Origin of the sequence: Patiriisocius marinus (assembly GCF_008974325.1) — a bacterium.
Classification (GTDB): domain Bacteria; phylum Bacteroidota; class Bacteroidia; order Flavobacteriales; family Flavobacteriaceae; genus Patiriisocius; species Patiriisocius marinus.
Genome location: NZ_BKCG01000006.1, coordinates 38052 through 51859 on the forward strand (window position 1 = coordinate 38052; position 13808 = coordinate 51859).

11 protein-coding genes and 1 pseudogene are annotated in these 13808 nt (G+C 29.3%); all 12 read right to left on the bottom strand.

Going from position 1 to position 13808, the window contains the following annotated elements:
* Window positions 1-43 precede the first annotated feature (43 nt).
* Complete coding sequence (locus GBH57_RS11345; RefSeq protein WP_151674613.1) at window positions 44-928, bottom strand: hypothetical protein; 885 nt, start codon at window positions 926-928, stop codon at window positions 44-46.
* A gap of 10 nt (window positions 929-938) precedes the next feature.
* A pseudogene (locus tag GBH57_RS11350) lies at window positions 939-2388 on the bottom strand (MBOAT family O-acyltransferase).
* Between the two features lie 89 nt (window positions 2389-2477).
* A complete protein-coding gene (locus tag GBH57_RS11355) occupies window positions 2478-4187 on the bottom strand; it encodes an asparagine synthase (glutamine-hydrolyzing) (protein WP_151674614.1) in 1710 nt (569 codons plus the stop codon).
* Window positions 4188-5633: an MOP flippase family protein gene (locus tag GBH57_RS11360; RefSeq protein WP_151674615.1), complete on the bottom strand. Its 1446-nt coding sequence runs from the start codon at window positions 5631-5633 to the stop codon at window positions 4188-4190.
* A gap of 159 nt (window positions 5634-5792) precedes the next feature.
* Window positions 5793-6875: a nucleotidyltransferase family protein gene (locus GBH57_RS11365; RefSeq protein WP_208997621.1), complete on the bottom strand. Its 1083-nt coding sequence runs from the start codon at window positions 6873-6875 to the stop codon at window positions 5793-5795.
* Window positions 6876-6918: 43 nt separating this feature from the next.
* Window positions 6919-7560 carry an acetyltransferase gene (locus GBH57_RS11370; protein ID WP_151674616.1) on the bottom strand — a complete coding sequence of 214 codons (642 nt, stop codon included), beginning with the start codon at window positions 7558-7560 and terminating at the stop codon, window positions 6919-6921.
* A complete protein-coding gene (locus GBH57_RS11375) occupies window positions 7557-8696 on the bottom strand; it encodes a LegC family aminotransferase (RefSeq protein WP_151674617.1) in 1140 nt (379 codons plus the stop codon). Before GBH57_RS11375 ends, GBH57_RS11370 begins: the two co-directional genes overlap by 4 nt.
* Window positions 8697-8698: 2 nt before the next feature.
* Window positions 8699-9910 carry a polysaccharide biosynthesis protein gene (locus GBH57_RS11380; RefSeq protein WP_235904700.1) on the bottom strand — a complete coding sequence of 404 codons (1212 nt, stop codon included), beginning with the start codon at window positions 9908-9910 and terminating at the stop codon, window positions 8699-8701.
* A gap of 97 nt (window positions 9911-10007) precedes the next feature.
* The gene (gene wecB, locus GBH57_RS11385; RefSeq protein WP_151674618.1) at window positions 10008-11093 is read right to left on the bottom strand and encodes a non-hydrolyzing UDP-N-acetylglucosamine 2-epimerase; all 1086 of its coding nucleotides are present in this window, start codon (window positions 11091-11093) and stop codon (window positions 10008-10010) included.
* A gap of 5 nt (window positions 11094-11098) precedes the next feature.
* Window positions 11099-12067: a Gfo/Idh/MocA family protein gene (locus GBH57_RS11390; RefSeq protein WP_151674619.1), complete on the bottom strand. Its 969-nt coding sequence runs from the start codon at window positions 12065-12067 to the stop codon at window positions 11099-11101.
* A complete protein-coding gene (locus tag GBH57_RS11395; protein ID WP_151674620.1) occupies window positions 12064-12651 on the bottom strand; it encodes an acyltransferase in 588 nt (195 codons plus the stop codon). Before GBH57_RS11395 ends, GBH57_RS11390 begins: the two co-directional genes overlap by 4 nt.
* A 50-nt stretch (window positions 12652-12701) precedes the next feature.
* The gene (locus GBH57_RS11400; protein WP_151674621.1) at window positions 12702-13805 is read right to left on the bottom strand and encodes a hypothetical protein; all 1104 of its coding nucleotides are present in this window, start codon (window positions 13803-13805) and stop codon (window positions 12702-12704) included.
* Window positions 13806-13808: the final 3 nt, after the last annotated feature.

Here is a 13808-nt window from a genome sequence, read left to right on the forward strand (position 1 = left end):
TGAATTCAATACTACACTAAATTTTTAATATAATTAGCTAATATTAAAATGCAACGTTCTGTTTTTGTAAGTTAATAAGCTCTTTTGTCATTTTTAAAGCTCCTTCTTTCGAAAGATGATCTCCATCAGGAATAAATTGGTTTTCGTCAAAAGTAATATTGCAAAAATCAATGAGCGGTAAATCGTATTTAGAAATTACACTATCGTATTTGTCTATATATTCAATAGGAATTTTAGCTTTATAATATGAATCTAAAGGAGTATTAACAATGATTAATTTAAAATTATTTATTATGCTAAGGTTTATTATTTTCTCTAAATACAATAAATTTATTTGTGAGAATTGATTAATCTTATTTTCTGTATAATACTGTAAATTAATACGTTTATCCATTGATGATTTTATAGACTTAGTATTCATGAATACATTAGAATATCCTCCAAATTTTGAGTTATTCAAAATAGGCTTGTATACATTTTTTATTAGACCCTTAACATAATTATTTTTTCTATTGAGATATAACATTTTTTTTTGCTCACTAAATGGAAGCAAGAAAAAGTATTTAGGAGAAGTAGAATTTGAAAATTCTCCGTAAATATAATCATCATAATAATCACTTAAAGTGTGATAACTGAATCCTAAATATACCGTCTCAATATCATTTTCAGATTCAAATATCTTTTTTAATCTATAATAGGTAAAATATAAAGACTCTGAATCAAGGGCTATGTTTTGACTATTACTCAATAAGCTATCAACAACAGCTTGTCTAATATGGGAATCCCCGATATAAATATCAGTAATATCGGATTCTATTTTGTAGTAGTTTGATTTTTTTATAAGCGGTATTAGTATAAAACTTAAAACTGTAACAAATATGACTAGTATAAGAAAAAATACACCTACTTTTTTTAAAAAGTGTTCCATTTAAAATAAGCTAAAATTGAAAATATATAAATTGTTGCTCCTCACCCATAAACCAAAAAATAGCAAATATTATTGAATAATATATAACATATCTAATTGGACTCTTCCATCTAACACCTAATTTTGATATTGCAAATTGTTCACGTCTTCCTATCCATTCAATAATAATAAATGAAAATATTAATATCAAGGTTATTAATGCATCTCTAACTCCCACAAATTGAGGAAATGTAAAAAAGGATTTTGAAAAGATTGTATTTAAATAATTAAAAGCGTGTTCTATATTTTCAGCGCGAAAAAACACCCAAGCTAAAACAGTTAAACTAAATGTAAATCCAATTTGAAAAAACTCTTTAATACTTGGCAAATACTTGTCTTGCGCTACGATGTTAGTATTTGACCTATTTTTATTAAGTAAAAGCAAAGGCATGAAGTACAAGGCATTTAAAGCACCCCAAACAATAAAAGTCCAATTTGCACCGTGCCAAAAACCACTTACAATAAATATAATAAACGTATTTCTAACTTTCATCCAAGTCCCTCCTCTACTTCCCCCTAATGGAATATATAAATAATCTCTAAACCAAGTTGAAAGTGAAATATGCCATCGCCTCCAAAATTCTGCGATATCTCTTGAAAAATAAGGAAATGCGAAATTTTGCTTTAAATTAAACCCAAAAAGTCTTGATGTTCCAATTGCAATATCAGAATAACCTGAGAAATCTCCATAAATTTGAAACGTAAAAAATATTGCTCCTAAAACCAATGTACTTCCAGAATAATCAGCTGAATTATTGAATATCTCATTTGCAATTTTTGCTGAATTATCTGCAATTACTATTTTTTTAAATAAGCCCCATAAAATTTGCTTTAACCCATCTACAGCTTTATTATAATCAAAAGTTCGTTTCGTATAGAATTGAGGCAGTAAATTTGTAGCTCTTTCAATTGGCCCAGCAACTAACTGAGGAAAAAAACTTACAAATGCAGTAAATACAATAAAGTCTTTGGTAGGTTCAAGTTTCCTTTTATAAACATCAATTGTATAACTCAATGTTTGAAATGTATAAAAACTAATCCCAACTGGTAAAATAATATTTAATCCTTGAGAACTTATAGGTGTTCCCAAAAATGAAAAAGCCGTAATGAAATTCTCAAGAAAAAAATTGTAATATTTAAAAAAAACCTAAAAAACCCAAATTCACACAAATACTTATCCAAAGTAAGATTTTTCTTTTAGATATGCTTTCTTCTTTTAGTAATTTCAGACCAATTGAATAGTCGATTACGGTACTAAATAAAATTAGTGATAAAAAACGCCAATCCCACCAGCCATAAAAGACATAACTCGCAACAACAATCAAAAGATTTTGAAGTTTCAAGTTTTTATTCGTAATAAACCAATATAATATAAACATTATTGGTAAAAAAATCGCAAAATCTATTGAATTAAAAAGCATTTAAAATTTCATTTTTTTTATAGAATCACGTTGTTTACTACGTTCTAATAAAAGCTAATTAGTATATATTTTTTTAACTAGGAAAAAGTTTATTGTATTGTTTTATTTAATTTAATAAATGATAATAAACTTAATACTAATCCTTTTTCCATAATATTACCTGAATTATAAAGATCTCTAATATCTTTTTCTAACTCCATACTTAAATTTGTATCCACAATATTTTCACTGTAATAATTATCTAAATATACTCTTAAATCTTCATTATTGTTAATCCAGTATTGCAAAGGGTTCATATGGTATCTATTATCTAAACCATATTTTAGAATTTTAAGTTTAAATAAAACTGTATTCAAACTAATGATTCTGCCCTTATATTTAAAAGTAAAATTAAATTTTTTATTTTTAGGTTTGGAACGTGTTTTTTCCCAAATAAAATTTGATGCTATAGGATGTTTCTGGTTTAGCCATTTTTTATAAATTTTATGACCATACCTCTTATTTGCTGGGATAGAAAAGCAATATTCCATAAAATCAATATCGTAAAATGGAGACATTGTTTCAGAAAAGTGCTGAATACCTAGTAGTCCTGCATTCGTAGCAGAAAAACCTCGTAAATATAACTTAAACATTTCTTCATTATCAAATTTCATCTTAATGTTAGAAAAATCGATTTTTGAAACATACTTTTTTGAGAAAGCCCCTCCTGATATATTGAAGGTTTTTTTATGTGATTTACTACTACTAAATGTCCCCAATATAACATCACCTAACTGTCCTGTATGGATAATACCAAGAGAATTAAAATTAATCAACTTCAACATACTGTGACCGTGCGCCACGCCATAATAATTTACGTTCCCCTCGGTAATGGCAGAAACTTCATCAAGTTTCTTCATGAATATTCCATTATCCAATGACTTAAACAACCATTCATGTCTTAAAGTTTCTGCTATCTTTTTGGGTATAGTCTCATCTAAATAATCTGTTTGAGAAAAAGTGTAATTTATTTGGTTTTTATACCCTACATCATTTGCTACTACAGTGGTCATTCTAGAATCTAATCCACCACTTAATCCGACTAAGTGATTATATCCATACTCTTTATCTTTTTCAAATTGCCTATGAATAGCTTTTTTAAACAATAAATCTACATTTTCAATAATTTCAGTATCCGTTAAGGAATGATTTTCTTTATTATTAAATTTATAAAATTGCTTCAAATCAATGCTATCATCTTGTATAACAATACATTGACCAGGCAATATTTTATTAACTCCATTAATCAAAGTGTTTTCACTTACTAAAAAGCCATAAGACAAAAGCATGTAAGCAGAATTTTCATTAATTGTATTGTCTAGTTTACTACCAACTCTTATTTTTAATAAATCCTGTAAACTAGATGAAGCTATCAGTTTATTTGTTTCAAGTCTTGAATAATAAATGATTTTACTCCCTGTATGATCAGTAAATAGTATCCATTTTTTTGCTTTCTTATCATAAAATACCCCACTAAAAGGACCTCTAAATTTTTCAAAGAAAAAATCACCTTCTAATTCATAAAGTGCTATAATTTGATTGAAAAAGTCATTTTTATTGAATTTCAATTCTTTTATATTTAAAATAACTCCATCAATAAGTATGATAAAATTTTCATTTTCCTCAAAAATTTTATCATTTTTAAATTTTTGAGGGTTTTCTCTTCCAATAAAAAAATTATCATTAGAAATACTACTGTCCAATAAAATGGTTTTTTTATTAACTTCTATATTGCCGTAACTAAACACGAATCTTCCCATCTATTTATTTTTAATTTTTTCAGTAAATAACTTTATTTCTTTAAGCAATGTTGGATTTAATAAAAAAGTTAAAGCCATATACATCATCAAATAAACTATAGAACTTAATACCATAACGCCAATATTAACACTTACTCCAATAACATAGCGTATTCCAAATACTAAAATAACTGATATACCAAAAGGAACAAGTAATTTTGTTGCATATTCTTTAAAACTGATATTAAGTTGAGGTTTTATTTGTATTTTCCAAAAAGGATAAAGATTTATAACTATACCAATCAATAAAATAAGTGTTAAAATTTCTGGAGTAAAAAAGACTCCTACAAAAAGAAAAATAGAGGTCGAAATAATTCTATAAATTGTCCAGTAAAACCCTAAATCTGTTCTTCCTAAAGCAATTTGTACTGATGATACTAATACATTAACAGATGAAAGAGCATATATAAATACTGAAAAGCTTAAAATTAAATTGTGCTCCACATAACTAGCTCCATACAATACATTTAGTAATAGTGGAGCTAATAATGCTACCAATGAAAAAATAGGAATATTAAATAAGGCTGTAAATTTAAATAACTGTAAAAATGAGGTAGTCATTTTATTTTTAGAGTTTTGCATCTTGGCAAATAGTGGTGTTGTAACTTTCAATACTATTGGTGTAATAATGGAAAATAACATTATACCAATACGCTTACATAAACTATAAGCCCCTAACGTTTCTCTACCAAAAGCCGAACTAATTATAAAGACATCTAATTCCCTAGAAAAATAATCTAATACTCCAGAGCCTAATTGGTATACTCCTATTTTTAAATAAGCATATGTTTCTGAAAACTTATAATGGAGCATTATGTTTTTATCAATTTTCAACGCATATACTAAATAGATACTATTTGAAAATGCAATATTAAACATTGTTGAATACACTAGGCTGTAAACACCAAAATCATTTACAGCTAAGAAAACTACAATTAATAAGGTTAAAACAGACGTTATGTTCTCAACATTAGACATTAACTTAAAATTCAACTTTTTATGCCTAATAGTTCTACTTTGCCTACCAACTGATGAGAAAAAAATATTTAAACTCAATAATTGTATAATAGGTATCAATGCTTCATCATCATAGTAACTAGCAATTAATGGTGCTGAAAGTGCAAGTAATATTGTAAGTACTGTTCCCGATATTATATTGAGCCAAAACAATGAACTATATTCCTTTTTAGATATATTTTGTTTATGCATAATAGCAGTTGACAACCCCATATCTAAAAAAATACTTGTAAAACCAATAAACAAAATAGCTATCGCAATTGTACCAAAATCTTCTTTGGTCAAAAATCGCGTGAGTATTGCTACCTGAAGTAGTTTGACTATACTCCCCACTACTGAAGAAAAGGCTGTCCATTTTACACCATTTAGTGCTATTTTAAAAAAGCTCATCTAGTAAAGAAAATATGTTTTTAATCAAATTATTCATAAGTGTTTTCCATTATGATAAATTATTCATTTTTAATACTATATAATTATTTTACTTTTAACTTTATTCTAATTAATATGACTATTAAACTTGTCTATAAAGTCTATTACAATTAAATAAAATTAATCAAATCCCTTAAACCCTAGTTTTGAGGCTGTTTTATTATATTCATCCCACTGCCCTACATCAAGCCAGGAACCTTCACTAATAGGAAAAGCACCTACTTTGCGCCCTTCTTTTAATAGTTTTTCCATTAAATGAGTAATATGAAAAAATTCATTTTCAGGGATTTCATCAAGCAAATGAGGTTCAATTAAATAAAAACCTGTGTTAATTTGATAATTTAATTCTGGCTTTTCTGTAATTTCTTTTAGCACACCCTTAGTGGTTGTTTTTAAAGTACCATAAGGTATTTGGTATGCTTTCAATGCCGAAACAATTGTTAGTTCATTTTTATTCTCCTTATGGTATTTATAAATTGCCTCATAATCATCATTAATTAAAATATCGCAATTTGACACAAAAAAAGGTGAATTAAACTTTCCCTTTAGTAAAGAAAGACTTCCCGCTGTTCCTAAAGGCTTAGGTTCTTTAAAAAAGTTAATGTTATAGGTTTTATCTTTAATATCATCAAAGTAAAATTTTATTAATTCGGCCTTATAGTTTACCGATATAAAAAAATCATTACAACCTACTTTTTGAAAATTTCCAATAATATGTTCTAACATACTTTGGTTTCCCATAGGTATTAATGGCTTAGGTATAACACTTGTAAGCGGTTGCATTCTTGTTCCAAATCCTCCTGCCATAATTACAACTGGCAAACCTAAATTTACATTATCTAAACGCTTAGAGGTTGCAAAAAAATCTTCCCAAAAGTATACTTTGATAAGCTTTTTGTTAGAATCAACAACGGGCATTATTTCCATTCTAAACTCACGCATTGTATTCTTAATTTCCTCTTCAGTAATTTCAGGAGAAGATAAACGTGTATTTTGCCTTAATATATCTTGAATTGGAGTTTTTAAATCAAAATCATTTAATATAGCTCTTTGGATATCCCCTATTGTAATGATATTTACAAATTCATTATTATCATTAAAAACTAATAATGATTTTTTATCAATAACATCCATCTGTTTCATAGCTGAAATCAAATCATTTTGACTCTGTATTGAAATTGAATTAACTCTGTTATCTGACATTGTTTTTTAATTTTAAATAGTGATATAAACTTAATTAAAAGAATTAAGCTATCTCTTTAGCTGGAACTCCAACTACTAGTGTATTTTCTTTTACATCTTTTACAACAACAGCTCCTGCGCCTATAGTAGCTTTCTTACCAATATTCAAGTTTTGTAAGACCGTTGCATTAGTTCCAATAAAAACTTCATCATCAATTTTAACTGATCCAGAAATTACTGCACAAGGATTAATTACATTATATGACTCTATGTTACAATCATGACCTACGTGCACTCCTCTATTAAAATAGTTATATGAACCAATAGATATATCAACCGTAAACACACAAGTTTCACTAATAATGTTTGCTTTAGACATTTTCACAGACTCATCAATATGAACCTTTGGGTGAATTAAATTAGGAAAAATAAAGTTTTCGTGAGAAATATATTCAGAAACTATCTGCTTAAGCCTTTTGGTATCTGCGATAGCAAAAACAACATGTACTTTTTCAGAAAAATTACTCAAAAATGACTTTTCATTTATGATTTCAAATTCCTTACCTGCTACATTTAGCGTATCAGCTTTTGATATATCAACAAACCCCTTAACAATATATGTAGGGGTTTCAATATTAATGGAATTTATTAAATGATATATTTCTTTTGCTGCGCCTCCAGCCCCAACTATGTATATATCTATCATACTACACTACTTGGAATATTAACTACTCGTTCTTCTAACCATTCAGAGTTTGTTAAATCACCTTTGGGAGAGTTTTTAAACATTGGTAATTTATTCATTAATGTCCAAATAGGCCTAGTCATTACACTATTACTATTTGTTTCGGTTAAAAATAAATCTCTGTCCTCTTTATTATCAAGTATCACTGCATTTAACCAAAAATTACATTCCTCTTCTTCCCTTTCATTAAAAAATGAGATTCCTTGATCTTTAAAAAATGGTATGTATTTAGCTGTTAATGTTCTTTTCTTTTTAAGAAACTCAGGTAATTGCTCTAATTGTGCGAGACCTAATGCTGCATTTAAATTAGGCATTCTATAATTATATCCAATTTCATCATGATTATACTCCCACTTATGAGGTATTTTAGCTTGCGTAGTAAGGTGTTTAGCTTGTTTTGCTATCTCACTTTCATTCGTTAAAATCACTCCACCACCACCAGTAGTCATCACTTTATTTCCATTAAATGAAATAGCTGAAATTTTACTATAGGTACCTAAATGCTTCCCTTTGTAAAAACTTCCCATTGCTTCTGCTGCATCTTCTACAACTTCAATATGATATTCCTTACAAATTGTGATAATCTCTTCAATTCTACAGGCATGACCAAATGTATGCATTGGCATACAAGCCTTTATTCTTCTATTTGTTATTTTATTAAAACAAGATGAATCTTTAATAAAACAATTATTCTCTAAAAAGTTTTTTAATGCAATTGGGGACAATCCCATAGTATCTTTATCTACGTCAACAAAAACTGGAGTTGCATTTGCGTAAACTATTGCGTTTGTAGTTGCTATGAAAGTTAAAGGCTGTGTTATTACTTCGTCATCATTTTTAACACCTGCTAATAATAGTGCTATGTGTAAAGAGTTTGTTCCATTTACACAAACAATAGCATGTTTCGATTTTGTGAATTCTTCAATTTTTCTTTCAAACGAATCTACATACTCTCCAACGCTTGAAACGAAAGTTGAGTCTATACAGTTATTTAAATATTTTTTTTCATTTCCACCAAAAGTTGGAGCATGAAGAGGAATGAAATCTTGACCCTTGAAGATATTTTTAATAAAATCGTTTATAACTTTGATATTCATAATTACATTTTAGAGTCTAAGTTTTTACCTTCTTCTTTATGATCAAAATTAACAAGATACCTCTTCATAATTGTAACGATATCTTCTTTCTTAGTATTTACATTATCAAAAGCAACGCTAATATCATTTAAGAACTGCTTTAAATTATCCGTATCAATTTCAGATTGCTTGATAATGACTCCTAATGCGTTAAAACGTTCTAAGTCGGTAATTTCTCCTGCAGTGTAAAATTCTTCGTACGGTTTTTCACCTGTTGTATTGCTTGAAGAAAAATAAACTGGATATTTCTTGCCATCACTAGTTAGCTGGCTAGCTTTATTTAAAGCCTCTTCTTCAGAGGTACATTCTTCTACTTCGTACCCTAATTCATTTAAAAAAGAGGTTGCTATCTTAGAGAATGTGAGCATTTGTTCTTTCTGCAACTTAGGGAAGAAGATATCTCCCGTTTCACCTAATATACACGCTAGTAAGCAAATTTGTCCACTTTCCTGTGGTGATACAAAATACCTTGTAACATCGCTAGGTGCAGATATAGGTTGGTTTTTAAAAATACGTTCAATAAAACCTGCAGGTAAAGAACCATTAGAAAAAGCAACGTTAGCAAATCTAGCAGTAGTAACAGGAAATTTATCTGTGTAGGACATTATTAAATCTTCCATAACCTTTTTACTACCACCCATAATATTAACTGGGTTAGCAGCTTTGTCTGTAGAAACACAGAAAAAGTGACTCGGTTTATGATCAACTAATAAGTCTAATAACGTTCTTGCATTAAAAACGTTATTATTTATTAATGCTTCTACTGAATATCGATCTTTTTCACTACGAACATGCTTGTGAGCTGAAAAATTAGCTACAATATCGAAGCCATTTCTACTCATAAACATTTTTGTAAAAACAGCATCTGAATAATTTATAGGATATGTAACATAATCCTCAGGTATTTCAAAATCTACAGAGCTTCTTAAATCTCTAGTTAACTCTGTTAAGCCATTTTCATTTATATCAACTACTACTAAAGATTTAGGTTTAAATGGAAGTAATGCTTTGATAAACGAACTTCCTATAGAACCAGCACCACCAATGACTAATACAGTTTTATTATTAATTTCTAGATTTAATTTTTCAGCGTTAGATTTTATATCTTCTGAAAACATAGAAACATCTCTTTTAGTGATGTTTCTAGAAATAAAATCCTGAATATTTATAAGCATTTGTATCTATTTAATGTAAATATTTAATTTAGGAGACATCATTGTTTTGCAATTTTGCAAATAGTATTATTAACTAAAACAAACGCATTTAGAAATTCTATTTTATAGTAAAGTCTAATATAGATTTTACAATCAAATCACTTGCATTACCATTACCGTAAAGATTTTTTTCAAAATCTACTTTGGCATTAGTTCCTTTAGAATACGCTTCTTTTATTTTATTATAGTCAGAGCCAACTAATATATTAGCTCCATGTTCTACTAATTCAACCCACTCCGTTTCTTCACGCATAGTCACACAGAATTTTTTGAAGAAATAAGCTTCTTTCTGAAGTCCACCACTATCTGTAAAAACCATAGCACAGTTTTGCAACAAATAAATCATTTCTAAATATCCAACAGGATCAATGATGTGTACGTTATTTCCAATTTTAATATCGTATTTGGCTATAAAACTTTTTGTTCTTGGGTGTAATGGTAAAACAACAGCTGTTTGTTCTGCAACTTCATTTATTGCTTTGAAAACATCTTTAAGCTTAGACGCATCATTAGTATTCTCTGCACGGTGAATAGTACTTAGGATAAACGTATCAGGAATATCAAAAGATGGTTTACACGCATGATTAACAAAAAGGTTACTAGCATCTAGCATCACATCTCCAGATACTTCCACTTTTATATCAAGATTATCATACCCTTCCTTCACCAAGTTATCTACAGCTGTTTGAGTAGGACACAGTAATAAAGTACTAATTCGGTCTGTTAAAATTCTATTTACCTCTTCAGGCATTCTCATATTGAAGGATCTTAACCCAGCTTCTACGTGTGCAATTTTAATATGCAATTTACTAGCTGCTAATGCTCCTGCTAATGTTGAATTAGTATCTCCATAAACAAGCACCCAATCAGGCTTTTCTTCAAGAAGAACCTTTTCAACTTCTTCAAGCATTTGTCCTGTCATCGCTCCGTGAGAAAGACCATTAATATTCAAAAAATATTTAGGTTTTGGCAAATTCATCTCATTGAAAAATACATCACTCATATTCGGATCATAATGTTGCCCTGTATGTATAACCACTTCTTCAATAGCATTCCCACTAGCTGCACTTCTAATAATTGCGTCACTAACAGCAGCCGCTTTAATAAATTGAGGTCTAGCCCCTATAACTGTAACAATCTTCATTTATCTTATTTTTTAAAAGGGTGCTTAGATAATGGCTTTTTAGCAAAAGGATGATAGTCCCCTTTTAAACCTATTGGCGTAGAATTCCTAATATTATACACAATTTCAATGGCTTGTCGTGCATCTTCAATACCGTACCCATTTCCTTTTAAAATTTCCTTGTAACTTGTAGTATGCAAATCTGTAAATCCGCCACTAAACTCAAGCTCTTCACCGTCTACTGTAATACTTCTATAAGTACGTTGTCCTTTCGCAACAACATCTTCCGGTAATACTTCATCATTAATAGATAAAAACCAACGTACGCGTGCTCTTTCTAACTCTAAATAACCCGAAGCTCTATCGTGTGTGTACACGTGAGTAATATTCTCTTTAACTCCTCCAAAAATCCAAGAAAGCATATCATAAAAATGTACTCCAATATTTGTAGCAATACCTCCAGATTTATCTTCTTGACCTTTCCAAGAAGTATAGTACCAACTACCACGTGAGGTTAAATAGGTGAGATCTACATCATATATTTTATCCTTTGGACCTTCATCTATTTTCTTTTTAAGAGCAATAATACTTTCGTGCACTCTTAATTGAAGAATATTGTATATCTTTTTTCCTGTTTCGGCTTCAATATTTACTAAAGAATCAACACTCCAAGGGTTCAATACTAATGGTTTTTCACATATAGCATCTGCCCCATGACGTAATGCAAATCTAATGTGTGAATCATGCAAATAGTTAGGTGTGCAAATACTTACGTAATCTAACTGCGTATTCTTTTCATATTTCAATTTTGAGACTTCACGATCAAAACGTTCAAATTCAGTAAAAAAAGCAGCATTTGGAAAATAACTATCAATAATACCAACGCTATCAAACTTATCTAAAGCTGCAACTAAGTTATTATGTGTATCCTTTATGGCCTGCATATGTCGCGGTGCAATATATCCTGAGGCTCCAATCAATGCGAAATTCTTCATGAGTTTATTTTCTGTACTTGGTTATTAATTAGTTGGTATTTGTCTTTAGTTTCAGGACAGATAGCATTCCCAGTACTATCAAATTCAAGTCTATGTCCATATTCACTAACCCATCCTATTTGTTTAGCTGGATTACCTACAACTAAAGCAAAATCCTTTACTTCTTTTGTTATGACAGCTCCGGCACCTATTAAAGCATATTCGCCTATATTATTGCCGCATATAATTGTTGCATTAGCACCAATAGAAGCACCTTTTTTCACGATTGTAACTGCGTATTCACTTTTTCTATTTACAGCACTACGTGGGTTGATCACATTTGTAAAAACCATTGAAGGACCTAAGAAAACATCATCTTCACAAATTACACCAGTGTAAATAGAAACGTTGTTTTGAACTTTTACATTTGTCCCTAAAATAACATCTGGAGAAACTACCACATTTTGACCAATATTACATCTATCGCCTATAGTTGAATTAGACATAATATGAGAAAAATGCCAAATTTTTGTACCATTTCCAATTTTACAATTTGCATCTACTAAAGCAGTATTGTGAGCAAAATAGGGATCTTTATTAACCATATACTAATCGTTATTTATCAAATTATTAAGCTATTTAATATATTAACAAACTATACTTCACTCCATAAGTTTTTGAGATACTTTTTAGTTACAATATAAATGTATCTAAAAACTGAAACCATAAAACCTACCATTAAAAATATAATGATCGTTTTCATAGTATTTTTAGAATCTGGAGCAGTTGGTACTACAGCAGGATTTATCACAGTAAAAGTAGGTGTGTCTTCCTGTATTTTAATACTTTGAGCCAAACGCTGTTGTTCTAAATCTGAAAATATAGTGTACAACAACAAGCTCTCATCTTGTAATTGTTGTTTTCTAATTAATGAAGAATTCGTAGCATTGAATAAATTTCTATCATTATACCTTGCTAAACTTACTTGAGACTCATTGAAAAGTATTTTTTTATCTTCATATTGTTTATCTATGAACTCATACTTTTCCTTGGCCTTTGCGATTCGGTAACGAATTATTTCATCTTGTAAAATTTTCTTTACACTTTGCGTTAATTGAGCCGCAGCAATAGGTTCGTTCGGGAATGTTGTAATTATTTCAAGTGTTCCATCCTCATCTTTTATTTCAAGAGAAATTTTTTCCTGTAAGGAATGAAATATTTTCTTTTCAACATTACTTACATATACTAAGGTATCAATTTGTTTGGGAGTAGTAGCATTTCTAGTAGAGGACTTAAAAAGTAAACTAGGTAATCCTATAGTATATTTAGAAATTGTAGCAGTAATAGATGGTTTTTCAAATTCTAAAACATAGTTTTTATAAGTGACAGCAGAATCAACACCTCGTAACTTTAAAGGTGTTTCGCATAATTGACGCTGAAAATTTAAGCTATTGATAATTTGAGGATACAAAAACGTAGGCATATCTGATGGAGCGTTTGAAGAACTTCCTCCTCCTCCATTTAGTAAACTAACAATTCCACCAATCCCTCCACTCGACTTAGGGTTACTGGATCCCTGCACAATAAAAGTTACTTTAGAAGTATAGGTGTTAGGCGTTGAAGAGGTTTTAATAAGAGCTAGTATTAAAGCCACTAACAAACACAAGAATATAAATTTACGTGTTGTAAAGAAGTCTTTAACATAACTTAAAATTTCTTTATAGTTATCTTCAGAAGTATCGATAGATGTATTATTCATTTT